The sequence below is a fragment of the Flavobacterium psychrotrophum genome (assembly GCF_003403075.1).
GTDB lineage: Bacteria > Bacteroidota > Bacteroidia > Flavobacteriales > Flavobacteriaceae > Flavobacterium > Flavobacterium psychrotrophum.
The window spans coordinates 3209610-3234204 of the sequence record NZ_CP031557.1 but is presented as its reverse complement, the minus strand read 5'-3'; the positions used below and the strand labels follow the sequence as shown (position 1 = coordinate 3234204).

The following is a 24595-nucleotide window of genomic DNA, read 5'->3' as shown; positions in this document are numbered from 1 at the left end:
CATGAGGTATTGTTTATACATTTTATTCTGTTTTCTTGGCGCTGCATCTTATGCGCAGGAAACTACTGCACAGCAGTTTCCTGCATTTTTGTCGGTTGAAGATGCCGTATCGCAGGCACTCAAAAATAATTTTGACATAAAGATCGCAGATAATAACCTAAAGATCGATCAGCAGAATGTAAGCCTTGCCAATGCAGGTTTATTGCCCAATCTTTACGGAAGCGTTAACCAGAACAACAGCATACAAAACAGTAAGCAGGAGCGTACCGATGGTACTGTGCAGGAACTGAACAATGCCAAAAATAATAGCCTTAGTTATGGCGTAAACCTTGGGTGGACTATTTTTGACGGTTTTGCCATGTTTGCCCGATACGATCAGTTAAAGGAACTGCAAAAGCAGGGTGAGGCTGAGCTAAAGTATACCGTGCTTACCCGTGTGGGCGATGTTATGGAAACTTATTTTACACTTGTGCAGCAACAGCAAATGCTACAGGCGCTTGATACGGCCATAGTAATAAGCAAGCAGCGTGTTAACACCGCCCAAAACCGTTTTACCATAGGTAAGGCTGCAAAGCTAGAGGTGCTGAATGCCGAGGTAGACCTAAATACGGATCAAACCAATTTTTTGAAGCAAAAGCAGGAGTATGAAAATACCAAGACGTTGCTAAACCAGCTTATGGCGCGTGAACTGACGGAGAATTTTAAAGTGGCAGATGTTGTTGCTACAGATGATAAGCTAAAGCTGGTAGATTTACTTTCGCTTGCGGCTACGCAAAACCCGCAGATACAAATTTCGCTCATTAATAAGCGGGTTGCAGAACTAAATCTTAAACAGGTAAAAGGCGCGCGATTGCCTAATGTAGCCGTTACCACAGGTTATGTTTTTACCGATAGCGAGTCGAGCCTTGGCTTTGCCCGTACAAATACCGGGCGCGGATTGAGTTATGGACTTACAGCAAGGGTAAATATCTTTAACGGCTTTTTACAAAAGCGTAATGAGAACATAGCAAAGCTACAGATAGATAATAGCAACGTAGTTATAAACCAGCAAACTCAGGCCATAAACGCACAGCTAATCTCGGCATACCAAACCTATCTTACCAACCTCGACCTTGTAAAGCTTGAAGGCAAAAATGTACAGATAGCAGAGCAAAATCTGGATATTACCATGGAGAAATACCGCATAGGTACCATTACTACGCTTGAAGTACGCACGGCGCAGCTTAACTATGTAAATGCCCTTGCACGTAACAGTACTGCACAATTTAACGCTAAATTATCTGAAGTTAATTTAAAGGAACTGGCAGGAAATTTGTCGCTTTAGTTGGGGAAGCTTTAAAGTTCAGTTACGTATTACACGAGCGTCAGTCATTGCGAGGTACGAAGCAATCTCATTGTTATGAGCTTCTTAAATTAGTATCCTAATAAGATTGCTTCGTACCTCGCAATGCCGGCACGTAAAGAAATTACCCTAATTCATTAGCAGACTCTTACATCCGATAGCGCGGATCTGCGATCCGTGCTTATTTATTACCATATTTGGCACGGATTACAAATCCGCGCTATAGAAACGCGGGCTTATATGCCGGCACGTAAAGAAATCAGACTCTTACACCTGACAGGTTTTCAAAAACCTGTCAGGTGTAAGAGTTTATTGCTAAATACGATTACTACACAATATTTGTAAGAAACAATCGTTACTATTTTTAATCGGTAATTTCTATAAAAAGAAAAACTCCGGTAATCAGCCGGAGTTCAATCATCAATCAAAAAACGAACAGTTATTGAACTGTTGGTGTCTTCTATATTTTAAAAAGGTATATATCGCAATTGGAACCGCCAAAATACAAATTTTATTTAAAATATGAAATTCCGGCGGTGCTTTTTTGCTTATACGGTATTAACCAAGGTATGTTTTAAGGATCTTGCTGCGAGAGGTGTGTTTTAACCTCCTGATAGCCTTTTCTTTAATTTGGCGTACACGCTCGCGGGTAAGGTCAAAAGTTTCACCTATTTCCTCAAGTGTCATTGGGTGCTGGTCGCCTAAACCGAAGTAAAGCCTTACAACATCAGCCTCACGCGGAGTAAGGGTTTCAAGGGCGCGCTCTATTTCAGTACGAAGCGACTCATGAATAAGCTCCCTGTCCGGGTTTGGAGACTCACCAGAACGTAATACGTCATACAGGTTAGAGTCTTCACCTTCTACAAGCGGCGCATCCATAGATAGGTGGCGGCCACTGTTTTTCATACTCTCTTTAACATCGTTAACGGTCATGTCAAGCTCTTTGGCAATTTCTTCTGCCGAAGGCGCACGCTCGTTACTTTGCTCAAGCAGGGCATACATTTTATTGATCTTGTTGATCGAGCCAATTTTGTTAAGCGGAAGCCTTACAATACGAGACTGCTCAGCAAGCGCCTGAAGGATCGACTGGCGAATCCACCATACGGCGTAAGAAATAAATTTAAAACCACGTGTTTCGTCAAAACGTTGTGCGGCTTTTATAAGACCCAGGTTACCTTCGTTAATAAGGTCGGGCAGGGTAAGGCCCTGGTTTTGGTATTGTTTAGCAACCGATACCACAAAACGCAGGTTAGCTTTCGTCAGTTTTTCTAGTGCACGCTGGTCACCCGCTTTAATGCGCTGTGCCAGTTCTACCTCCTCATCCGCCGTAATAAGGTCTACTTTACCAATCTCCTGGAGGTATTTGTCTAATGAAGCAGTTTCCCTGTTGGTTACCTGCTTTGTAATTTTTAACTGTCTCATGTAAAAATTCCTGAGTTAATTTAAATATTCAGTAGTTATACGTAAGGAGCATCAAAAAAGTTACACGGTTGGATGAAAAAATATTTATTTAACACATAATGGTTGTTTGTAGATACGTGGATATTGTAATTCGTTGTTTGGCTTTTGCTATTTGTAATTTGAAGTTTAGCTTTTTGGTTTTATTTATATTGGTTACTTTTAGCCTTTCTAAAATTTAAACACACCATGAATATAAAAAATGCACAGCTTGTAGTAGACAACTGGATAAAAGAGCACGGTGTGCGCTATTTTAATGAGCTTACCAATATGGCACAGCTTACCGAAGAGGTGGGAGAGGTGGCCCGTATTATTGCGCGCCGCTATGGTGAGCAGAGCGAAAAAGAAAGCGATAAAAATAAAGATCTGGGCGAAGAACTGGCCGATGTGGTTTTTGTAGTGCTTTGCCTGGCTAATCAAACGGGTACTGATTTGCAGGCGGCTTTTGATAAAAAAATGGATATTAAAACCAAGCGCGACCACGACCGTCACCACAATAACGAGAAGCTGAAATAACTGCACATGAAAATTAAGTTTGTAAATATTGCGACGGCATTGGTCATTAACTTTGGTATAGCCTGCCTTATAGAATACATAACCAGTTCTCATGGTATGCGCTGGTGGTTTATTATACTATGGGCAGTAATTATAACCCTGGCGCAGGTTTTTTTTCTGAAAAAGAAAAAGCCGCAGGATAAAAAGGCATAGAGTAATATGAACATAAAAATAAGTACGGCAGGCACTATAAAGTCTGGCGAAAGCATAAAGATAACGGGCAGCAAAAGCGAAACAAACAGGCTATTGTTACTACAGGCGCTGTATCCGGGTATTAGCATAGAAAACATATCAGAGTCAGACGATAGTATTGCCATGCAAAGTGCGCTGGCAAGTACAAATGCCGTAGTAGACATTCATCATGCGGGTACCGCTATGCGTTTTCTTACCGCCTACTTTGCACAAAAAGAGGGTAGAAGCGTGGTGCTTACAGGTAGCCAGCGTATGAAGGAGCGCCCTATAGGCGTACTCGTAGATGCCCTTCGTAGCCTTGGGGCAGACATAGCTTATACTGAAAATGAAGGATATCCACCGCTGAAAATAAACGGAAAGAAACTGGCAGGGGGTAAAACCGCTATTAAGGCAGATGTAAGCAGCCAGTATATAACGGCACTTTTGCTCATTGCATCAAAACTTGAAAACGGCATTGAACTAACCCTTGAGGGAGAGCTGACTTCTATACCTTATATAAATATGACCCTCGGCCTGCTTACAGAGCTGGGGATACAAAATAGTTTTGAAGGAAATGTGATTAAAGTGAAATCACAAATTTCAAATCACAAATTTCAAACAGAGAGGGAATCTGACAACCGGGACAGCACGAGTGAAGCTCAATCCGAAATCTTCAATCTGAAATCTTCAATCACAGTCGAAAGCGACTGGAGTTCGGCATCATATTTTTACAGCATTGTAGCTTTGAGCCCTGTTGGTACCGCCGTTACAATATCATTTTATAAAGAAAACAGCCTGCAGGGAGATAGTGCTTTGGTAAGTATTTATAAGGCGTTTGGAGTTGATACTACATTTTGCGACAGTGAAATTACGCTTACGAAGCTCAACATGAAACCTGAAACTTTAAACTTTGAACTAAACAATACGCCCGACATTGCACAGACCATAGCGGTAACGTGTTTTGGATTAGGTATTGGATGTCATTTAACGGGACTGCATACGTTAAAGATAAAAGAAACCGACAGGCTGGAAGCCCTTAAAGCAGAGCTTTCTAAATTTGGGGCCGATATTACGGTTACTAACGATAGCCTTACGCTGGAACCGCATAATTTATTTAATCTTACCCCCGCCGTCACCAAAGCAGAAGTGTTAGAAGTAGCCACTTACAACGACCACCGTATGGCTATGGCCTTTGCACCACTCGCTGTAAAAACGGCCTTTACCATTAATAATGCTGAAGTGGTAAGCAAATCTTTTCCTACGTTTTGGGATGACATGCAACAGTTAGGCTTTGTTGTAAATGAGTTGTAGTGGTTTGATTGTCAGTAGTAATTGTAAATAAATGGCAAAACACTTGACAACGCCTATCTGACGATAGTATATTTGCAGTCAATTTAAAAAATAGAAATGAAATTATCCAACTTCAATTTCAACCTGCCTAAGGAGCTCCTGGCAGAGTTTCCGGCAGAAAACAGGGATGAGTCTAAGCTTATGGTTGTTAACCGCAAAACACAAACTATAGAGCATCGCCTGTTTAAGGATATCATAGAATATTTTGATGAAGGCGACGTAATGGTGCTTAACAACACTAAGGTTTTTCCGGCGCGCCTTTATGGTAATAAAGAAAAAACAGGTGCACGTATAGAGGTTTTCCTTTTAAGGGAACTTAACAGCGAGCAGCGCCTGTGGGATGTTCTTGTAGACCCGGCACGTAAAATACGTATTGGTAACAAGCTTTATTTTGGTGATGATGACAGCCTTGTAGCTGAGGTTATAGACAACACAACATCGCGCGGACGTACCCTTCGTTTCCTTTATGATGGTTCTTATGAAGAGTTTCGCAGCAAGCTTACTGAGCTGGGCGAAACCCCGATACCTAAATACATAAACCGCGAAGTAGTACCTGAAGATGCTGAGCGCTACCAGACTATTTATGCAAAAGAAGAAGGAGCCGTTGCAGCACCTACAGCCGGACTTCACTTTTCTAAGCACTTGCTTAAGAGGCTGGAGATAAAAGGTATCGACTTTGCAGAAATAACCCTGCACGTAGGCCTTGGTACTTTTAATCCTGTAGAGGTTGAAGATCTTAGTAAGCATAAGATGGACTCTGAAGAGCTTATCATTACTCAGGAGGCCTGTGATGTTGTAAATAAGGCTAAAGCCAAGAAGCATAAAATATGTGCTATAGGTACTACATCTATGCGTGCTATGGAAAGTTCTGTTTCATCAGCAAGGACACTTAACCCTTATGTAGGCTGGACAAACAAGTTTATCTTCCCTCCGTATGATTTTAGCGTGGCAGACTGTATGGTTACTAACTTCCATACACCTAAGTCTACACTGTTAATGATGATCTCTGCCTTTATGGGCCACGACCTTATGCGCAAAGCGTATGACGAGGCTATTAAAGAAGGGTACCGTTTTTATACTTATGGTGATGCCATGCTGATACTATAATTTACGATATATCGTAAAAAAAACATATAAGCAGCCCTTTAAGAGGGCTGCTTTTTTTATTGCCATAACCTAAGTAGATCTTGCTGCTTGTTGTAGACTTTAACTCCCATTTTTTTACGATATATCGTAAAAACAGATTGCTTTATTTTGTGACTGGTCGTTATTTAAACTTCAGACGCCATACTTCTAACATTTTAAATCTATTTCTGTATTTTTGCTTAGTACACAAACACAACAAATGGACTTTAAAAATACACGAGAATTTGCACAACAGCTTGATGCCAAAGACAAGCTGGCCAAATACAGGGATGAATTTCATTTCCCGCACGTTAATGGCAAACAGGTTATTTACTTTACAGGAAATTCACTTGGCTTGCAGCCTAAGCGCACTAAAGCCTATGTAGATGAGGTTATGGACGACTGGGCTAAACTTGCTGTAGAAGGCCACTTCTATGCCGATAAGCCATGGTGGGATTACCAGGAGCGCTTTGCAGCTCCGTTAAGTAAAATTGTAGGTGCACTACCTAAAGAAGTTACGGTAATGAACACTCTTACAGTAAACCTGCATTTGCTTATGGTTACTTTTTACCAGCCTACAGCAAAGCGTTTTAAAATAATTTGCGAAGAAAAAGCATTTCCCAGCGACCAGTACATGATACAAAGCCAGGTTAAGTTTCATGGCTACGACCCAAAAGATACTATTGTTGAGATAAAGCGCCGTGAGGGCGAACACAACATCCGCCTGGAAGATGTGCTGGCTAAGATAGCCGAAGTGGGCGACGAGCTTGCACTTGTGCTTATGGGCGGTGTTAACTACTACACAGGCCAGGTGTTTGATATGAAAACCATTACTAAAGCAGGCCAGGATGCCGGTGCCTATGTAGGCTGGGATCTTGCCCATGCTGCCGGTAACATAGCGCTGGAACTACACAACTGGAATGTAGACTTTGCTGCCTGGTGCAGTTATAAATACATGAACAGCGGCCCGGGCAACGCATCTGGTGCTTTTGTGCACGAAATGCACCATAACGACTTCGACCTGCCACGTTTTTCCGGATGGTGGGGCCACAATAAAGAACGCCGCTTTTTAATGGAGCCGCAGTTTGACCCCGTGCGTGGGGCAGAGGGCTGGCAAATAAGTAACCTGCCTATACTATCACTGGCGCCTTACCTGGCATCGGTAGAAATGTTTGATGAGGTGGGTATGCCGGCACTGATTCAAAAGCGCGATCACATTACGTCATACCTTGAATTTATACTGCATGAAATAAACCGCGAGGTTAACGGGCATTTTGAGATACTTACGCCATCTGAACCTGCCGAACGTGCCAGTCAGTTGTCAGTATTCCTGCATGGTGAAGGCCGCTCGTTGTTTGAATACCTTATGAAAGCCGGGGTAATAACCGACTGGCGTGAGCCAAATGTTATACGCCTTGCTCCTGTGCCTTTGTACTGTTCTTATGAAGATATGTATGAGTTTGGGCAGGTATTAAAAGCGGGTATCTTATCGCATAAAAAATAAGTTGTCCTTTAGATTTATTAAGCCGGAAGCAGTTTTGTTTCCGGCTTAATTTTTTTATCGCGTTGGTTCGTTGCGTGCTAAAAATTAGTATTTTTCAGCATCAAAACCAACCACTTATGAAAAAGCTTTACTTACTGCTCGTCTTTACGCTTGTTGTACCTTTTGCTAATGCTCAAAATCCTGCTGATTTTATAATGACTTATGAAGTTGGCGGTGAAAACCTGGATATTAGTGTGCCGGTAGTTTATTCTCCATCAAATAATTATACTGTAAATTTTGGAGATGGTAGTGTCTTAACCAACCAGAGTGGTGAGTCTTACCATACTTATGCTGCCCCGGGTATTTATACTGTAACATTATCAGGAAACTATAGCAGGATTTCATTTTTTGGAAATGTATACCCCGAGAAATTAAAAACAATAGAACAATGGGGTACTGCACACTGGAGCACTATGGAAGAGGCTTTTTTAGGTTGTACTAACTTAACCGTTAATGCAACTGATACGCCTGACTTAAGTGCAGTTACAAGTATGAAAAACATGTTTAAAGGGGCGGCGATGTTTAATCAACCCATTAATAATTGGGATGTTTCTAATGTAACAGATATGGAGGGGCTTTTTAATATGGCAACTGTATTTAACCAGCCGCTGAATGATTGGGACGTGTCTAATGTAAACAACATGAAAAACATGTTTTATGCCGCACAGGCATTTAATCAGGACTTAATTAGCTGGGATGTTTCTATGGTGGTCAATATGGAAGGATTATTCATGGCAACACCCTATAACTTTCCACTCAATAACTGGAATGTTTCTGCAGCGATTAATATGAAAAGTATGTTTAGTAATGCAGAAGCTTTTAACCAGCCGTTAGATAACTGGAATGTGTCTGGAGTTACTAATATGCAGGAAATGTTTAGTAACACCTATGATTTTAATCAGCAGCTTAACAACTGGAATGTTTCTGGTGTTGTAAATATGCAGCAAATGTTTGATGCATCTGCATTTAATCAGCCATTAAATAACTGGGATGTTTCATCTGTAGAGAATCTGCAGGGAATGTTTAAAAATTCACATTTTAACCATCCTTTAAATAACTGGAACGTATCTCATGTTACAACGATGCAGGAAATGTTTGCAGAAAACGGGGCGTATGATCAGCCTCTTGACAACTGGAATGTCTCTGCTGTAACAAATATGCAAAGTATGTTTAGAAATACAGTGTTTAACCAGTCATTAAACAACTGGAATGTTTCAAACGTACTTAGTATGTTTGAGATGTTTTGCCAAACTTCACTTTTTAATCAGCCTTTAAGTAATTGGAATGTATCGTCTGTTACCAGTATGCAACGCATGTTTACTGGTGCGGCAATGTTTAACCAGCCTATAGAAAGTTGGGATGTGTCTCACGTTGTAGATATGAGTAGTATGTTTAATAGTGCTTTAGCATTTAACCAGCCGTTAAACAACTGGAATGTTTCTGCGGTAACTACAATGGAGAGTATGTTTAGTCCCTTATTTAATCAGCCCCTTAATAACTGGGATGTGTCTAATGTTTTAAATATGAGGGGAATGTTCGGTTCATCATTTAATCAGGATATTTCTTCATGGAACTTTAACCCCGGGGTTTCTTTTGCGGCGCCAATATTTCCGGGACCCATGTATTTTGTAGGAAGAACAGCAATGGATACTAACAACTATGACCTATTACTTGGCCGATTTGCAGAATTAAGGCTGGAGAATAAAGTATTGCGGTCAAATAATCTGCATTATTGCGACTATGGAGTAAGGCAGTATTTAATAAGCCAGCTTGGTTGGGTTATTTCCGGGGATAGCCTTGATGAAAGTTGCATGGGCAACACTATTTCAGGCAACATCCGTTTTGATGAAAATGCTAATGGATGTGATAATGCAGATATCAATGCTACAAATATTATGGTTAGTGCAAACAATGGGCAGTTTAGCTACAGAGTTTTTTCTGATGCACAAGCGCAATATAATTTAGAACTGCCTGAAGGAAGCTACACATTGAATCTGGTTAACGTGCCATCTTATTACACCGTTACACCTGCAATTTCAAGTTTTAGCTTTACAGGTACAGGTGCCACGCAACCGCTCGATTTTTGCCTTACAGCTAACCAGTCTGTACAGGATTTAAGGGTTACGATACTCCCTCTTACACAGGCACGTCCAGGTTTTGAAGCACAGTATCGCCTGGTGGTGCAAAACGTAGGTACAACAACAGTAACTAATGCTACAGCTAATTTTGGTTACGATACGCTTAAGCAGGTATACGTAACGGCCAGCCAGGTACCGGTTGCTATACAGCCTAACCCAGCCTTGCTTAAATTTGATATAGCTTCTATCCAGCCCTTTGAGACTAAAACGATAGACATTACGCTACGCACCGCGATGCCTCCATTAGTTGGTACACCATTTTTAGAACTGGGGGCTACAATAGTAACAACAGTAGATGACAACACGCCAGATGATAACCGTTTTAGTTTTGACCAGGAAGTAGTAAATTCTTTTGACCCTAATGATAAGCAGGTTTTACAAGGGGAAATTATTACAACTTCTCAAATAAACAATTACCTTGACTATATGGTTCGTTTTCAAAACACAGGTACTGCAAATGCAATAACCGTGCGTATAGAAGATGTGCTTGATGAGAAATTAGACTGGAATACACTGCTGCCTGTTGCCGCCAGCCATAGCTATCGTACCAGAGTAGCAAACGGTAATCATGTCGAATTTATATTTGATAATATTAACCTGCCTTATGAAGCGGAAGATGAACCGGGTAGCCACGGTTTTATAGCCTTTAAAATTAAGCCAAAACAGGATATTGCTTTAGGTGATGTTATTGTGGGTAGTGCGGGAATTTATTTTGATTATAACGAACCAGTTATTACAAATTCAGTTACTACCCTGTTGCAGGAAGCTGTAGCTGTAACGGACAAGGTAAGCCAGAATGTGACATTTTATCCAAACCCTGTTACGGATGTATTGCATATAACACCAGTGGCTAATATTTCTATTGAAAGTGTTACTATCTTTAACCTACAAGGGAGAAAATTACTTTTAGTAGCTCAGGATGTTAACACTATAAACCTGAAAGATTTTAGCGCCGGAATTTATTTAGTGCAGGTTAAAACAAATTCAGGTATAACAAACCACCAGGTTATAAAAAAATGATAAAACTGTGCTTACCTGTAGCTAATATTATGTTGCTATTTCAGATGCCAAAAGTTAAGCTCTGTTCTGAATGTATTTCTGGGCATATTTGATAGCAGCAAGCAATTGCCATCGCTATTTGCTATTTTCCTCTAATATTTGCTTAAGGTTGTTTAGGCTCAAATCTATATCTTTAGCAAGCCCGCCTTTTAAAAGGGCTGTCATAAGGTTTAGCGGATAGGGCATTTTTCCCGATAATCCCCAGGTTACTTTTGTACTGCTTTGGTTATGGGTTTCAGTCGCCATATAGCTGTGGCCTGTGTTTTTAAACGGACGGGTAAAGCGCAGTTCGGTAGTAATGCGCTCGCCGTCAATAAGGCCTGTGATTTCCTGTTCGCCTGCACCGGCTTTTTTGGCACTGTCCCATGCGTTTATAAACCCTACTGTACCATCTGTTCCTGTAGTTGTTATCTTTTGGTCCGGGTCTGCCATAGCCCATTTGCTATATTGCTCCTGGTTTCTTACATATTTAATGTAATCAAACACTTTGTGCTTGGGTGCATTTATAATGGCAATGCGTTCCAGGTTGTATTCTTTAGGTATAAATAAAGCTATTACAAGGGGTAATGCTATTACTGCGATTATAATAATGATTGTTATTGCCATATTTTTATTATGAAGATAATAATTTTTTCAACATGATATGCAAGTATACTTAACTCTATGTATATCTGATTACTGAAACGTATTGTTGTAAAATTTAGCTGTTTTGATGAGTATAAAACAAACTTATTTACTGCGCAGCATACTTAAAAACACAGGAGTAATACCTAAATAAGAAGCAATATGTTTTTGGGCAATGCGGCTTTCAAGTCCCGGATATTGCTTTGAAAAAAGCCTGTAGCGCTCTTCGGCGGTTTTAGAAAGGTTGGCCATAAGGCGATTTTGAAACAGGTAAAAGCCATTTTGTGTCAGTATCCTGAAAAAGCGTTCCAGTTTAGGCACGTCAATGTATAGCTGTTCAAGGTCGGTATGGCTAAGGTACATTACTTCAGAATCTTCTAATGCGCTGATAGAATACTGCCCGGGCTTTTGCAATGAAAAGCCTGCCATATCCGATGTCCACCAGTTTTCGGGGCAAAAAAGTACATTGTGTTCCTGTCCGTTTTTATCGGGGTTAAAAACGCGAAGACAACCACTATTGGTAAAGTAAATATTGCGGCACACCTCACCGGCATGCAATAAAAAAGTATTCTTTTTTACGGCCTTATATTGCAGCCTGCTTACAACAGTTTGTGTTTCGGCTTCATTAAGCTGTATATGCATGGCAAAGTTTAAAAGTATGCGTGCGTACATTTACCTGTTTTTTACAAAAGTAAGTATACGCAAGCAATACACGGATTAATGTGTTCTAAAAAAACGTAATGATGCGGGTTATAAGCCCTGCCTCGTTAAACTCTAAAATATCCTGACCTTCAACCGTGCCTGTAGGTATGCCTACACCTTGCCAGGTATAGCGCGTTACATTGTGGTGGTGTTCAGGCTCTGTAACTAACCTGAATGTCCTGCCGGGAGCTTTTTCTAATGATTCCTGCGCCAGTGCCGCTACGCCATCCGGGCCATTTGCCTCAATGTTTGGGTCGGTGTACCTTGCTTCGGGCGCAAGGCATTTTGCAAATTCGGTTTTAAAGGTTTCAATGCCTTCATTATTCCAGGCATTTACATACTGCAGTACAATTTCTTTAACTGATGGTTTCATAGAGTGTAAAATTTATTTACAGCAAAATAACGCCCAACAGTTTTGGGAAAAATTAAAGTAGTTTAATTTTTTTAGACTAAAAATTATATCTGGTTTCTGAAACAGATATTTTACCTGCTTATATAACCTATCAAATCAATAATCCTTGAAGAATACCCTATCTCATTATCATACCAGCCCACCACTTTTACCATTTTACCTATTACAGATGTTAGTTGTGCATCAAACAGGCATGAGTTGCGGTTACCCAAAACATCTACCGATACTATGGGGTCTTCGGTATATGCCAAAATCCCCTTAAGCGAACCTTCAGCTGCGGTTTTAAAAGCTGTGTTTATTTCTTCTATACTGGCTTCTGTGCGCACATAGCATGTAATATCGGTTAGCGAACCATCAGGCACCGGAACCCGAATACCACCGCCGCCAATTTTGCCCACAAATTCAGGAAAAATCTTGGTAAGCGCCTTTGCAGCACCTGTAGTAGTGGGTACAATACTTTGCGATGCGGCACGGGCACGGCGCAGGTCTTTATGGGGCTGGTCGTGCAGGCTTTGGTCGGTGGTGTATGAGTGTACGGTTGTAATATATGCCTGTTCTATGCCGCACAGGTCGTTAATAATCTGCATCATTGGGGCGGCATTATTTGTAGTACAGCTGGCATTGCTAATAATGGTTTCTGTACCATCCAGTATGTGCTCATTCACACCCAGCACTACCGTTTTAATACGGTCATCTTCGGGCGGGGCAGAAAGTATTACACGCTTTGCACCAGAGTCAATATGCTGCTGTGCATCTTCAAGGGTTTTAAACCTTCCGGTAGATTCAATAGCAATATCTACATCATAAGTTGCCCAGTTAATATCGGCTACATTCTTTTGTCGGATGAAAGGGTAGGGGGTGCCGTTGATAATGATACTTTCTTCTGTGTGAGATACTTCAAAGGGCAGCACACCATGAATACTATCATATTTTATGAGATGCGCCATGGTGCGGGCATCAGCAATATCATTTACAGCAACCACTTCTATTAAAGGGTGGTTAAGCAGGAGCCTGAAAAGGTTACGGCCTATGCGACCAAAACCGTTAATGGCTATTTTTGTTTTTTTCATTTTTGAAAAGATAGTCAAGCAAATTTACAAAGTATATTCATGTTTTAAAAGCGAAAACATAAGTGAGTCTTCCATAACGCCATCAACAAGATAGTGTTCACGTAGTACACCTTCCTGAATAAACCCGAATTTTGTCAGTGTCTTATTGCTGGCAATGTTATACGTAGCCGTCATGGCTTCAATACGATGTAGTTTCATTTCATTAAACCCATATGGGATGATGGTATTGAGTGCTTCGGTTATAATGCCCTGTTGTTTGTATGCATCATTATGAAGTCCGTAAAAAATTTCAGCACGATTATGGTCTGTATACCAGGTGTGGTAGCCGCAGTAGCCTATAACCTTGCCGGTGTTTTTATCTGTCAGTGTAAAGTATAAAATTGTTTTGTTGAATGTACACAGCCCGTTTGTATGCTTATAGCGTTCCTGTTCCAAAGCTTCTGAGGCAAGTCCAAAAAACTCCATAAGCTGGGCATCAGTATACTGCGCATAAACGTAATCCAGTACTTTCTGGGTTACTAATGTTAGTACAAGCCTTGTGGTGTGGAGTTTAGTGAATTGCAAGGTTTATTCTAATTTAATGCGTTAGAAATAAGATAAGATTGCTACGATCCGCTCCTGCGCTAGCAATGACAGGGCGTACTTGTACCGTGATTACAATAAGATTATCTGTCTTGTAAGTGAGATTCTTCAACTCCGCTGCGCTCAGAATGACAGAGCGCTCCTCACAATTTTCAAAAAAACTTTAAACTTTAAAACTTAAACAAACTTAAAGTATATGCTTCTGCGCTTTGTAAGATGAACGTACTAACGCACCACTCTCTACATGGCGGAAGCCCATCTCCAGGCCTATCGTCTCATATTTTTTGAACTGGTCAGGAGTTATAAACTCTTTTACAGGAAGGTGCCTTTTGCTCGGTTGCAGGTACTGCCCTATGGTAAGTACGTCAAGATTTACATTGCGCAGGTCTTCCATGGTTTGAAGTACTTCGGCCTCGGTTTCGCCAAGTCCAAGCATAATGCCCGATTTTGTACGGTTAATACCGCTGGCTTTCAGGTAGCGTAAAACCTCAAGGCTACGCTCGTATTTTGCCTGTATACGCACTTCGCGGGTAAGGCGCTTTACGGTTTCCATGTTGTGCGAAACCACCTCTGGATGTACGTCTACAATACGGTCTATATTACGTGTCATACCCTGAAAATCGGGTATAAGGGTTTCAAGCGTAGTGGTAGGGTTCATCCTGCGGATGGCCTTTACGGTTTCTCCCCAAATAATAGATCCACCATCTTTAAGATCGTCACGGTCTACACTGGTAATAACAGCATGCTTAATGTTCATTATCTTAATAGAACGCGCTACTTTTTCAGGCTCATCCCATTCTACGGTTTCAGGCCTTCCGGTTTTTACACCACAAAAGCCGCATGAACGCGTACAGGTATTGCCCAGTATCATAAAGGTAGCAGTCCCTTCGCCCCAGCATTCGCCCATATTAGGGCAGCTGCCGGATGTACATATAGTATTAAGCTTGTATTTGTCTACAAGCCCACGGAGTTCGGTATATTTTTGGCCCGTAGGGAGTTTTACCCTAAGCCATTTTGGTTTTTGTGTCAAAAGGCCGTTTTGAGCAACAGGCCTGGCAGTATCTAATACAGTTTCCATATAATAAACAGCAAAACTTTAGGCTACAAAGATACGGTTAAATATAATACGGCTACATAAACGGTAATGGCATTTATGGTTGTTACAATTAACGTCTACTTATATAAAACATTTATAATATGTATTATTATGTGCAAATTTTCTTGATTATTTAATTTTTCAGAATTAAAATGTTTAATGTGATATATGTGTCTTAAAGGATTGTTATTGTGTGTATTATAAAGGAGTTTTGTGTGCTAAATTTAATATATATAATTTAAAATACTGATTGCTATGTCAAGATTTACTATTTTTACAATGTTAGCGCTTATACTGTTTTCATGCAATAATGACGATAGTCAGGCTGATCAATTACCCGTGAACCCGCCTCTTAAAGAAGTGGATTTAATTAACGTCTCTGGTACCGGAAATCCTTCTTCAGCATTTGTTTTTCCTCTGTCCAGTGTAGACGATGTGACGATTGATTTTGAGGGTAATCCTCAAATCGAATATGTAATAGAAGGTAGCAATAACCTTAAAGATTGGGAGACGCTCTATGTTTTAGAGCCCAATAGCAACAATACTACCTCTGTGGGCTCTACTGTTACGAGGTCATATGCGATAGATGAAATGTCGATGAAGTTTTGCCGTGTAAGACAAATTCCTCAAATTGATGCTGCAGGTGAAACAATTATCGTGCATATAAAATATCATGATAATTTAAAAATTGTAAAATTTAACGGAGATAGTCTTACAGTAGGAGGTGAACTAACAAATACGGGATCAGTACCTAACCTTTTTCAGGCAGATTTTTCAAACTACATTGTAGTTAACGATGCCATAAACGGGCAGGGCAGCAGTGGCATCCTGTCGAGGTCAGGAGCTATACCTGTAACGATTTCTGTAGAAGGAAACGCTTTTAGTGGTACTACGCTTAAAAGAGCTACAAGCAGTCAAAATTTGCTTTTTACACCTGCAGATTCTGACAATAGGAGTATTAGCGGAATGGTAAATAATAAACCTGCTATATTGTCTTATACTGGTGGAGACTATTTTTTGCAGTCATCAAATGTTTCTGTTACAGATGCTATAAACCCAGGCAGTTTATTTATACCATTTGCCGCAACAAATTATAAAGAAGCTGTAAATATTTACTGGATTGGCAGAAATGATACTGACTATGAGTTGTTGCTTTCAAGATATGATCAGGCATTGAGTATGCCGGAAAGCCCTAAGCGTTTTATTGTTATAGGTATATTACTGGGTCTTAATGAGCCGGGTACTGATAGATTTAGCGCAATCAAGGTTTTTAACAACAGCTTGAAAAGCCATTTTCCGGATAACTATGTGGATGCCACACCGCCCACTACCGCCGAAATGGCAGCAATAGGTTATAAGCCCACACAAGCCGATCTTGAAGATATATCTCAAGGTGTATTTCCTGAAGGTATGCGGTCAGATGTCATACATCTCAATAACTATGGATATGAAATTATAGAAAATAGGCTTGAGAAGAAGTTTATAGCTTTGGGTTATTAATTAACGTGAGTTCGAGTTAAGGTGTTATTTTTCTTTTCAAAACCAAACCTACAAGACCTACAAGGTTAAAAAAGCCTTGCAGGTTAGCACAGATTGGATTATTTATGGTTCCTGCAAGGTCTTCAGGACTTAGATGTTAGGACAACTAGTTTTGCCGGTTAGATAGCGGAGGAGCGGCATATTTTTGTAATTGTGTTACGTTTCTCCGGAACTCCTACCATACCCTATCCATTTTCTATAGATATGCCGCTTCTCCGAAGCTGAATAGTATTATTTGGATAGTCAGCCAACTCTTTAAACTCTTTCGAACACCTGTGCCTTCAAGACCTTGTAGGTATAAAATTTAGAGGTTAAATATCTTATGATTCGCATAAATCGAACTCACGTTAATTAAAAAGCCCCATTAAGGCACATGGCTTATGGGGCTTTGTTTTATTTTATATTTACAATAATGGGCAGTGTATAAGCTGTTCTTACATCCTGGCCTTTTTTCTTGCCGGGAGTCCATTTCGTCTTCATGCTCTCAAGTACCCTTAACGCTTCTTTGCCAAGACCAAGCCCCGGTATAGGATCGCGCAGTACTTGTACATGGGTCATGGTACCGTCTTTTTCTATAATAAAGGAAACATATACTTTAGCAGTCATTTCCCTGTCGGTTTCAGGTATACGGTATTTGCGGCCTACCTGCTCATAAAATTTAGACATACCTCCCGGAAATAATGGCATTACATCTACACTGGCAGTTGTTTCCGGCCCAGTTTCAGTTGCAGTATTGTCGTGTCCTGTTCCGGCGGATACGCCAGTGCCCGCTGTGCTCATTGGGTCGCCACCGGGGTTGCCTGCTGCTGTTTGCTGGCCGGGATCTGCATTGTCAAAATCTGAGGTATGCGGAGGGTCGGGCACAGGCTCGCTGGTTGCTGCCAGGTCGTTGCGGTATTGTACGGTGTTATTTAGTGACGGAGCAGGGGCAGAGGGTTGTGCTGCTGCTACTTCGGGTTCAGGTTTTGGTAATTCAGTTATTGGCTGTTCAAATACTTTGTCCGGCTTTATCTCTACTATTGTTGGCATATCGGGAGATTCTGTAACTATGGCCTGCTCTCCTGTAGAGAAATGGTTTATTGCGGCAGGAATGCCTGCTGCTAAGCCCATAAGGGCAATGCCGCTAAAAAGAGCTATAGCTGTTGTACGGTTATCCTGACGACGCAGTTGGTATGCGCCATACTTTTGGTTGCGGCCTTCAAAAACAAGGTCAATCCAGTCTTGGTTAAAAACATCTACTTTTGACATAAATAATGGTGATTTTAGGTTTGTAAATCATTTATATCAACTATAACGATGTAGAATGCGTGCATAGTATGCATAAAGGCATATATTTTAGATGTGCAAAGTGCTGAAAATTATTGTGTTTGGTCTAATTTTTACAGAAATTAACGTGTTGCGACAAAAATCTATCACAATGTTCAAAGAAGGTAATTTTAGAGGTGATAAACCTGACAAAAATGCACGATTATTTTTTCTTTAAAATTTCAAGTAAAAGCTTTTTAGCGCGTAAAATTTTGACCTTTACATTGTTTAAAGGCTCGCCAAGTTCATCGGCTATTTCCTGATAAGTCATTTCCTGAAAATAGCGCAATTGTATTACTTCCTGATATTGTGGTTTCAGGTGTTTAATACAGTCGAGCAGGCGCGAGAGGTTTTGCTCTTTAATAATTTTATCTTCGGCAGTGGGAGAGCTGTCTGCTACGTTTTGCGCCAGGCGGTCATCCTCATCCGTAATTTCTACAAAAAAAGAGGATTTCTTTTTACGCAAAAGGTCGATATGTACATTCTTGGCAATAGCAATAAGCCAGGTATTAAAGCCATACTCAGGATTGTAACGGGCAATACGGTCAAAAGCTTTTGAGAAGGTTTCAATTACAATATCTTCGGTATCCGTTTCGTTTTGGGTACGTTTCAGCATAAAGCCGTACACTTCATTCCAGTAAAAATCGAGCAAAAACGTAAAGGCCACCTGGTCGCCCGTTTTTGCTTTTTCGATATTTTCCTGTATGCGTTCTGAATTTATTGCCAATATTCCTTGCGTGAAAAGAGGTTAACTGCAAATACATACAGCTGTGTGAAGATAAGCATTAATTCCATAAAAGGAAACCAGTATACGGTATCTTTTTCGTTAAGCTTTGCGGCGCTTTGGGCTAAAAGTACCCAACACGCCAGGTAGCGGAATACAATAACCGGTACCAGTATCATCCAGTTAAACTGTACTGCTATTAATACTCCCATGATTATAAAGAACAGCGCCTGTAGCCATACAAATATCTTAAGCTTGGCCTGGTCTGCCGATTTAAAGAACGACATGGTGTAAGCTGCTTTACGTTTCTCTAATACCCAGCTTTTAAAAGTAGCAGGAGCCTGTCCTTCGGTAAAACTTTCGGGAGTAAAACAAATGGCTGTGTTCTTTCCGTCGGCCACTTCATTTATAAAAAGGGCATCTTCGCCGGTGCGGATGTTCATGTGGTTAATGTAACCGTTTCGTTTAAAGAACTCTTCTTTTTTGTAGGCAAGGTTGCGCCCATCACCGCTAAAAGGAAAACCGGCCTTAGCCCATGCAAAACGCTGTGTAGCGTTAATAAGCGCATCAAAACGAATAAGCTTGTTTAGTACTGAGTTCTTAACAAGGCTGTATTTGCTGTAGCCCAGTATTATAGTTTTGCTCATGGTAAACTGCGATGCCATGTGCATGATCCAGTCGGCAGAGGCAGGGGTAAAATCGGCATCGGTAAAAAGCAGGTACTCTTTGCGTGCTGCTTTAATGCCCAGTGTAAGCGCATATTTTTTATTGCCCCAAAAAGCTTCGTTATTTTCTACCTTAACCAGTTTTATGTTAGGGTATTGTAGTTCAAATTGTTCCAGTATGTCCAATGTGTCATCGCTTGAAGCGTTGTCGATGAGCACCAGTTCAAAGTCAGGATAATTTTGCGATACGAGTAGCGGAATCAGCTTTTTTACCTGTTCCTCATTGTTTTTTATAAGTACTATAACCGAAACCGGCAGCTTTTTTTGGACTACCTGTTGTGGCCCGGCAAAAATAAATTTACCGAAAATGCCCAGATAATAAGCAAGTTGCACTATTATGATCCCGATAAAAATATAAAAAATAATGGTTGGCATACAGGTGCTTTAATTTTTGCGCAAAATTAGTTAAAAGTGTTCAGTATTTAGTGTTTAGTTTTCAGATTTATTTAATGACCACTGACCACTAATTAAACCACATTAACCTCTGCTTCTATGGCAATACCAAATTTTTCGAAAACCGTGTCCTGTATTTTTTTAGAAAGGTCTAATAGCTCCTGCCCGGTGGCGTTGCCATAATTTACCAGTACTAAAGCCTGACGGGCATGCACACCGGCATCGCCATAGCGGCTGCCTTTAAATCCACTTTGTTCTATAAGCCAGCCCGCGGGCACTTTTACATAGGTGTCGTCAAGCGTATAATGTGGCATGGTAGGGTGTAATATGTAAAGCTTTTCAAACTGCTCAATAGTGATGATGGGGTTTTTAAAGAAGCTTCCGCTGTTGCCCAGTTCTTTAGGATCGGGCAATTTACTCTGGCGGATAGCGGTTACTGCTTCACCCGCATCTTTAATGGTAGGGGTAACAATGCCTTTTTTAGTCAGCTCTGCCGCAATATCGCCATATGATGTGTTTATCTTATGGTTTACTTTTGTAAGCCCAAAAGTGACCGATGTGATAATATATTGTCCTTTTAGCAATCCTTTAAATATGCTTTCGCGATAACCAAATTCGCATTCAGCATTTGTAAAAGTCCTGATTTGTTGCGTGGTTATTTGCATAGCTTCGCAGCTTATCATGGTGTCTTTTATCTCGGTACCATAAGCGCCGATGTTTTGTATGGGAGTAGTGCCTACATTGCCTGGTATGAGCGAGAGGTTTTCTATACCGCCATAATTAAGGCCTGTGCAGTGCTGTACAAACTCATGCCAGTTTTCTCCTGCCATGGCTTTAACGTGTGCCGTTTCATCATCCTGCCAAACCACATCAATACCCTTAAGGTTAACGTGTATTACCAGTGCGTCTATATCCTGCGTAAGCAGCATATTGCTGCCGCCGCCCAGTATAAAAAGCTTTTTGCCTGTGTTTTCTTTTAAAACTTCGGCTAACTCTTCAACGCTGTTAACCGATACAAATTCTTTTGCATTAGCGGCAATGCCAAAGGTGTTAAGGCTTTTTAACGGGTAGTTTGTCTGGATTTCCATGGAGGGATACGTGTTTATTGCAGTTGCAAAAATAGGGTTTTAACCTTCGGTAGTAAGGGCACGGTTAAAAAATTCTACAAGAGGCTTAAGTACAATAAGTTTTTCGGCAGTGTCCTGCACAAAGTTTTTGCTTAGCAATTCTTTCTGCGAAATTTTTGTAGTTGCCAGGTATGACTTGAATTTAAGCAGCTCAATGGCAGGATGGGTTTTGTCAAAATCCTTTGGTGCCGATTTTAAAACGTTGTTTTCACCTTTTTCAAGGCTACCGTATAGTTTTACAAATTCAGGATTGTTCAGTATGTCTTCCAGTTCATCATAAAAACCGTCTATTTCGCGACGTGCCTTTTTAAGGTCGGCAGCATCAGGAAAGTAAAGCCCGCCACCGGCAAAGGCGCTTCCGTTTTCTATATGCACATAATAGCCGGCAAGGTTAGTGTTTTTTTTGCCCTCGCACATCCATATGCCCATGTGGGTTTTATAAGGTGTTTTGTCTTTACTAAAGCGTATGTCGCGGTTTATGCGGTAAGAACAATCTTTAAACTCCAGTTGCTCCAGTGTGTCATCCAGCGGCTTCATTACCTCCAGGAATTCATCTACTGTATTGCGGTAATCAGTTTTATATAATTCATAGCGATCCTGGTTTGCCTGAAACCAGTCGCGGTAATTGTTGTTTTTTAAATCTTCAAGAAACTGAAGGGTGTCTTTTGTTATCATACCTTAAAGGTAAATATTAATTTTAAATTACGAATTTCAAATTATCGCGTCTATATAAAGATAGCTGTTTTGGAATACCCATAAAGTTTTGTATGAAAGTAGAATAATCTAAAATTACATATTAAAAATACTGTAACTCTGGTGTGTTTGTTTCACAATGGCTTCAGTGCGTTCAGGATGGGTGTCGCTTATAAATATCTGTCCAAAAACTTTATCATCTATCATCTGCACAATTTTAGCCACACGGGTTTCATCGAGCTTGTCAAAAATATCGTCAAATAAAAGTATGGGCAGTACGCCGCCCTGCTTTTTCATAAATTCAAACTGTGCCAGTTTCAGGGCTATGAGGTAACTCTTTTGCTGCCCCTGCGATCCGAATTTTTTTATAGGATGCCCGTCTATCTCAAACAACAGGTCGTCTTTATGTATGCCCACGCTGGTATATTGCAGTACGCGGTCGCGTTGCAGGTTTTCTTCCAGCAGGGTAAACAGGTTGTTTTTATGCAGGTGGCTGTCGTAAACCAGGCTTACGGTTTCGCTATTACTGGTTATAGCCTGGTGGTGTTTATTGAATATAGGGATAAAATCTTCCAGAAATTTTTTGCGCTTTTCAAAAATATGCTGTGCCATGCCGCTTAGCTGTTCATTGTATATATATAAGGTGTCGCGGTCAAAAGTATGGTTCAGTGCAAAGTATTTTAGCAGGGCATTGCGCTGCGAAAGTACTTTTTGGTAATTAATGAGTTCCTGCAAATATTCCGGGTCAAGCTGCGAAATAACACTATCCAGAAATTTGCGGCGTGTTTCGCTGCCTTCAGTAATCAGGTCGCTGTCATAAGGGGTAATAATTACAAGAGGAATAAACCCTACATGTTCGCTAAACTTATCATAAGCCTTACCATTTCGTTTTAATACCTTTTTCATGCCTTTTTTAAGGCTGCATACTACTTGTTCGCGCCTGTCGTCTTTTTCAAAAGCGCCGGCTATTACAAAAAACTCTTCGCCATGCTTAATGTTTTGTACTGCCAGCGGGTTAAAATAGCTTTTGCCATAGGCTAAATGATAAATGGCATCAAGCACATTTGTTTTTCCTACACCGTTCTTTCCGGTTAAGCAATTTATCTTGGGGTCAAACTCATAATTGGCCTCGTCGATGTTTTTATAATTAAGGAGCGATAAACTTTGTAAATGCATTTTTTGAGAGGGCTGAATATGAAAACTTTCTGCCTGAAAGCGTGTTTTTTTGAGCAAGCTGCAAATTATTCAAAAATATCGACAAAAAGATATTTTGTATTTGAATAAAAATTTTATTTTTGCGCTCACTAAAATAAAATAAATGGCAACATACAATAAAAGAGGATACAAAGCTCCTAAGCCTGAAGTTGAAGAAAACGAGGTAGAATTGCAACAGCCGGTTGAAGAAACCTTTGAAGGGCACAGTACTACTGCAGATGTATTTAACACGCTTGATCAGGGTGCCTCTAAGACAGAAGAGTGGGTAGCTAAGAACCAAAAAATTATTTTTGGAGGATTAGCAGCTGTTGCTCTTGTAGTAATAGGCTATTTAGCATACAGCAAGTTTTATGAAGCGCCTCAGGAAGAAGAAGCTGCCAGCGAAATGTTTCAGGCAGAGTCTTACCTTACACAGGCTGTAAATGCACAACAATCTCAGGATTCTCTATACAACCTTGCCCTTAACGGTGGTGAAGGTAAATATGGTTTTCTTGCTATTATAGATAAATACAGCGGTACTAAATCTGGCAACCTTGCACATTATTTTGCTGCAACGGCTTACCTTAATACCGGTAAATACAAAGAGGCTGTACAGCACTTTGAAGATTTTAAAACAGATGATGAAGTACTTAAAGCTTCGGCTCTTGGTGCTACAGGCGATGCGTTTGTACAGTTAGGCAAACTTGAAGATGGTCTTAAGTTTTATGTAGATGCTGCAAGGGTAAGCGATAACGATGTGTTTACACCACGTTTCCTTTTTAAAGCAGGCCAGCTTGCCGCAAGCCTTAAAAAGAAAGAGGATGCTCTTAAGTATTACAACGAAATCAAAGAAAAATACAGTACTTCGCAAGAGGGCAACACTATTGATGCCTATATAGCAGAAGCAGAATAATTCTATGGCAACAGAAAATAAAAATTTATCACATTACGATAAAAACACAATCCCAAACACGAATGGACTTCGGTTTGGGATTGTTGTTTCAGAATGGAACGAAAACATTACAGGAGGGCTTTATAAAGGCGCTATCGAAGGTTTAACAGATAACGGTGTGGCTGAGGCTAACATTGTAACCTGGAATGTGCCAGGCAGCTTTGAGCTGATCTACGGTTCCAAGAAAATGATCCAGACCCAGGAGGTAGATGCAGTAATAGCTATTGGCAGTGTTATACAGGGCGAAACCAAACATTTTGACTTTGTATGCGAAGCAGTGGCGCAGGGCATAAAAGACCTTAATGTAATAACAGATGTGCCGGTGGTGTTTTGTGTACTGACAGATAATAATCTGCAACAGGCAATAGACCGCAGCGGTGGTAAACATGGTAATAAAGGTACAGAAGCAGCAATTGTAGCCATTAGGATGGCAGCGCTTAAAAACCAGTTTTAAGCTTTTATGCAGGCCATGTCAAGAATGGCATGTAGTAAAAAGTACTAAATTAAATATCGTATTATAAAGTAAGCAGGCTTTGTTATTATTACAAAGCCTGCTTTTTATTTTTATTTTGTTTGTAAACATATCTTTTTGAGGTTTTTACGTGTAGTTCTTTCTTTTTCAGCATATTTTCAATTTGATTTAAAATAACAATTTTATGTTAAATTGTTATTTTAACATATGCTAAATACTCGTAAATTGAATTTTGATGTTTTTC

23 protein-coding genes are annotated in these 24595 nt (G+C 40.4%); 10 read left to right on the top strand and 13 right to left on the bottom strand.

The window, feature by feature from the left end; all coding sequences use genetic code 11:
• Position 1 precedes the first annotated feature (1 nt).
• On the top strand, positions 2-1324 hold the full coding sequence (locus DYH63_RS13915; RefSeq protein WP_116789375.1) for a TolC family protein: 1323 nt from the start codon (positions 2-4) through the stop codon (positions 1322-1324).
• A gap of 576 nt (positions 1325-1900) precedes the next feature.
• On the opposite strand, the gene DYH63_RS13910 is transcribed toward DYH63_RS13915, so the two are convergent.
• The gene (locus DYH63_RS13910) at positions 1901-2764 is read right to left on the bottom strand and encodes a sigma-70 family RNA polymerase sigma factor (RefSeq protein WP_020212501.1); all 864 of its coding nucleotides are present in this window, start codon (positions 2762-2764) and stop codon (positions 1901-1903) included.
• A 225-nt stretch (positions 2765-2989) separates the two neighbouring features.
• Between DYH63_RS13910 and DYH63_RS13905 the strand changes: the two genes are divergently transcribed.
• The 6 genes from DYH63_RS13905 to DYH63_RS13880 all read left to right on the top strand — a co-directional run bounded on the left by DYH63_RS13905 (position 2990) and on the right by DYH63_RS13880 (position 10702).
• Positions 2990-3316 (top strand): nucleotide pyrophosphohydrolase, encoded by a 327-nt coding sequence (locus DYH63_RS13905; protein ID WP_116789374.1) that lies wholly within the window; start codon positions 2990-2992, stop codon positions 3314-3316.
• Positions 3317-3322: 6 nt separating this feature from the next.
• The gene (locus DYH63_RS13900; protein ID WP_116789373.1) at positions 3323-3508 is read left to right on the top strand and encodes a hypothetical protein; all 186 of its coding nucleotides are present in this window, start codon (positions 3323-3325) and stop codon (positions 3506-3508) included.
• Positions 3509-3514: 6 nt separating this feature from the next.
• Positions 3515-4837 carry a 3-phosphoshikimate 1-carboxyvinyltransferase gene (locus tag DYH63_RS13895; protein WP_116789372.1) on the top strand — a complete coding sequence of 441 codons (1323 nt, stop codon included), beginning with the start codon at positions 3515-3517 and terminating at the stop codon, positions 4835-4837.
• Positions 4838-4933: 96 nt separating this feature from the next.
• Positions 4934-5983 carry a tRNA preQ1(34) S-adenosylmethionine ribosyltransferase-isomerase QueA gene (queA, locus tag DYH63_RS13890; RefSeq protein ID WP_116789371.1) on the top strand — a complete coding sequence of 350 codons (1050 nt, stop codon included), beginning with the start codon at positions 4934-4936 and terminating at the stop codon, positions 5981-5983.
• Positions 5984-6221: 238 nt separating this feature from the next.
• Positions 6222-7505 (top strand): kynureninase, encoded by a 1284-nt coding sequence (kynU, locus tag DYH63_RS13885; RefSeq protein ID WP_116789370.1) that lies wholly within the window; start codon positions 6222-6224, stop codon positions 7503-7505.
• A 116-nt stretch (positions 7506-7621) separates the two neighbouring features.
• Positions 7622-10702, top strand: a complete 3081-nt coding sequence (locus DYH63_RS13880; RefSeq protein ID WP_116789369.1) for a BspA family leucine-rich repeat surface protein — start codon at positions 7622-7624, stop codon at positions 10700-10702.
• Positions 10703-10816: 114 nt separating this feature from the next.
• On the opposite strand, the gene DYH63_RS13875 is transcribed toward DYH63_RS13880, so the two are convergent.
• The 6 genes from DYH63_RS13875 to lipA form a co-directional block, all read right to left on the bottom strand.
• On the bottom strand, positions 10817-11347 hold the full coding sequence (locus tag DYH63_RS13875) for an SRPBCC family protein (protein WP_116789368.1): 531 nt from the start codon (positions 11345-11347) through the stop codon (positions 10817-10819).
• Positions 11348-11470: 123 nt separating this feature from the next.
• Positions 11471-12037, bottom strand: a complete 567-nt coding sequence (locus DYH63_RS13870; protein WP_116789367.1) for a Crp/Fnr family transcriptional regulator — start codon at positions 12035-12037, stop codon at positions 11471-11473.
• Positions 12038-12092: 55 nt separating this feature from the next.
• Positions 12093-12440: a nuclear transport factor 2 family protein gene (locus DYH63_RS13865; RefSeq protein ID WP_116789366.1), complete on the bottom strand. Its 348-nt coding sequence runs from the start codon at positions 12438-12440 to the stop codon at positions 12093-12095.
• A gap of 110 nt (positions 12441-12550) precedes the next feature.
• The gene (gene gap, locus DYH63_RS13860; RefSeq protein ID WP_116789365.1) at positions 12551-13549 is read right to left on the bottom strand and encodes a type I glyceraldehyde-3-phosphate dehydrogenase; all 999 of its coding nucleotides are present in this window, start codon (positions 13547-13549) and stop codon (positions 12551-12553) included.
• A gap of 24 nt (positions 13550-13573) precedes the next feature.
• A complete protein-coding gene (locus tag DYH63_RS13855) occupies positions 13574-14113 on the bottom strand; it encodes a GNAT family N-acetyltransferase (RefSeq protein WP_116789364.1) in 540 nt (179 codons plus the stop codon).
• A gap of 205 nt (positions 14114-14318) precedes the next feature.
• Positions 14319-15209: a lipoyl synthase gene (gene lipA, locus DYH63_RS13850; protein ID WP_116789363.1), complete on the bottom strand. Its 891-nt coding sequence runs from the start codon at positions 15207-15209 to the stop codon at positions 14319-14321.
• 273 nt (positions 15210-15482) lie between these two features.
• Here lipA and DYH63_RS13845 point away from each other — a divergent pair, with 273 nt between their 5' ends.
• A complete protein-coding gene (locus tag DYH63_RS13845) occupies positions 15483-16727 on the top strand; it encodes an SGNH/GDSL hydrolase family protein (protein ID WP_162927032.1) in 1245 nt (414 codons plus the stop codon).
• Positions 16728-17159: 432 nt separating this feature from the next.
• Here the strand turns inward: DYH63_RS13845 and DYH63_RS13840 are convergent, their stop codons facing one another.
• The 6 genes from DYH63_RS13840 to recF form a co-directional block, all read right to left on the bottom strand.
• Entirely contained in the window at positions 17160-18014 is an 855-nt protein-coding gene (locus DYH63_RS13840; protein WP_116789361.1) for an energy transducer TonB, read from the bottom strand.
• Between the two features lie 220 nt (positions 18015-18234).
• Positions 18235-18798 (bottom strand): RNA polymerase sigma factor, encoded by a 564-nt coding sequence (locus DYH63_RS13835; RefSeq protein WP_205528252.1) that lies wholly within the window; start codon positions 18796-18798, stop codon positions 18235-18237.
• Complete coding sequence (locus DYH63_RS13830; RefSeq protein WP_116789360.1) at positions 18789-19895, bottom strand: glycosyltransferase; 1107 nt, start codon at positions 19893-19895, stop codon at positions 18789-18791. The genes DYH63_RS13835 and DYH63_RS13830 overlap by 10 nt, the downstream gene beginning before the upstream one ends.
• A 92-nt stretch (positions 19896-19987) precedes the next feature.
• The gene (gene murB, locus DYH63_RS13825) at positions 19988-21001 is read right to left on the bottom strand and encodes a UDP-N-acetylmuramate dehydrogenase (RefSeq protein WP_116789359.1); all 1014 of its coding nucleotides are present in this window, start codon (positions 20999-21001) and stop codon (positions 19988-19990) included.
• A 39-nt stretch (positions 21002-21040) separates the two neighbouring features.
• A complete protein-coding gene (locus DYH63_RS13820; protein ID WP_116789358.1) occupies positions 21041-21715 on the bottom strand; it encodes a DUF2461 domain-containing protein in 675 nt (224 codons plus the stop codon).
• A gap of 114 nt (positions 21716-21829) precedes the next feature.
• Positions 21830-22909, bottom strand: a complete 1080-nt coding sequence (gene recF, locus DYH63_RS13815) for a DNA replication/repair protein RecF (protein ID WP_116790840.1) — start codon at positions 22907-22909, stop codon at positions 21830-21832.
• Positions 22910-23051: 142 nt separating this feature from the next.
• Between recF and DYH63_RS13810 the strand changes: the two genes are divergently transcribed.
• Together DYH63_RS13810 and ribH are read left to right on the top strand one after the other, a co-directional pair.
• Positions 23052-23840, top strand: coding sequence for a YfgM family protein (locus tag DYH63_RS13810; protein WP_116789357.1), 789 nt, complete (start codon positions 23052-23054; stop codon positions 23838-23840).
• Between the two features lie 4 nt (positions 23841-23844).
• The gene (ribH, locus tag DYH63_RS13805; RefSeq protein ID WP_116789356.1) at positions 23845-24333 is read left to right on the top strand and encodes a 6,7-dimethyl-8-ribityllumazine synthase; all 489 of its coding nucleotides are present in this window, start codon (positions 23845-23847) and stop codon (positions 24331-24333) included.
• Positions 24334-24595: the final 262 nt, after the last annotated feature.

Coding starts and splice junctions, on each gene's coding strand:
- DYH63_RS13915 (WP_116789375.1), top strand. CDS start 2: ATGAGGTATTGTTTATACATTTTATTCTGTTTTCTTGGCGCTGCATCT.
- DYH63_RS13910 (WP_020212501.1), bottom strand. CDS start 2,764: ATGAGACAGTTAAAAATTACAAAGCAGGTAACCAACAGGGAAACTGCT.
- DYH63_RS13905 (WP_116789374.1), top strand. CDS start 2,990: ATGAATATAAAAAATGCACAGCTTGTAGTAGACAACTGGATAAAAGAG.
- DYH63_RS13900 (WP_116789373.1), top strand. CDS start 3,323: ATGAAAATTAAGTTTGTAAATATTGCGACGGCATTGGTCATTAACTTT.
- DYH63_RS13895 (WP_116789372.1), top strand. CDS start 3,515: ATGAACATAAAAATAAGTACGGCAGGCACTATAAAGTCTGGCGAAAGC.
- queA (WP_116789371.1), top strand. CDS start 4,934: ATGAAATTATCCAACTTCAATTTCAACCTGCCTAAGGAGCTCCTGGCA.
- kynU (WP_116789370.1), top strand. CDS start 6,222: ATGGACTTTAAAAATACACGAGAATTTGCACAACAGCTTGATGCCAAA.
- DYH63_RS13880 (WP_116789369.1), top strand. CDS start 7,622: ATGAAAAAGCTTTACTTACTGCTCGTCTTTACGCTTGTTGTACCTTTT.
- DYH63_RS13875 (WP_116789368.1), bottom strand. CDS start 11,347: ATGGCAATAACAATCATTATTATAATCGCAGTAATAGCATTACCCCTT.
- DYH63_RS13870 (WP_116789367.1), bottom strand. CDS start 12,037: ATGTACGCACGCATACTTTTAAACTTTGCCATGCATATACAGCTTAAT.
- DYH63_RS13865 (WP_116789366.1), bottom strand. CDS start 12,440: ATGAAACCATCAGTTAAAGAAATTGTACTGCAGTATGTAAATGCCTGG.
- gap (WP_116789365.1), bottom strand. CDS start 13,549: ATGAAAAAAACAAAAATAGCCATTAACGGTTTTGGTCGCATAGGCCGT.
- lipA (WP_116789363.1), bottom strand. CDS start 15,209: ATGGAAACTGTATTAGATACTGCCAGGCCTGTTGCTCAAAACGGCCTT.
- DYH63_RS13845 (WP_162927032.1), top strand. CDS start 15,483: ATGTCAAGATTTACTATTTTTACAATGTTAGCGCTTATACTGTTTTCA.
- DYH63_RS13840 (WP_116789361.1), bottom strand. CDS start 18,014: ATGTCAAAAGTAGATGTTTTTAACCAAGACTGGATTGACCTTGTTTTT.
- DYH63_RS13830 (WP_116789360.1), bottom strand. CDS start 19,895: ATGCCAACCATTATTTTTTATATTTTTATCGGGATCATAATAGTGCAA.
- murB (WP_116789359.1), bottom strand. CDS start 21,001: ATGGAAATCCAGACAAACTACCCGTTAAAAAGCCTTAACACCTTTGGC.
- DYH63_RS13820 (WP_116789358.1), bottom strand. CDS start 21,715: ATGATAACAAAAGACACCCTTCAGTTTCTTGAAGATTTAAAAAACAAC.
- recF (WP_116790840.1), bottom strand. CDS start 22,909: ATGCATTTACAAAGTTTATCGCTCCTTAATTATAAAAACATCGACGAG.
- DYH63_RS13810 (WP_116789357.1), top strand. CDS start 23,052: ATGGCAACATACAATAAAAGAGGATACAAAGCTCCTAAGCCTGAAGTT.
- ribH (WP_116789356.1), top strand. CDS start 23,845: ATGGCAACAGAAAATAAAAATTTATCACATTACGATAAAAACACAATC.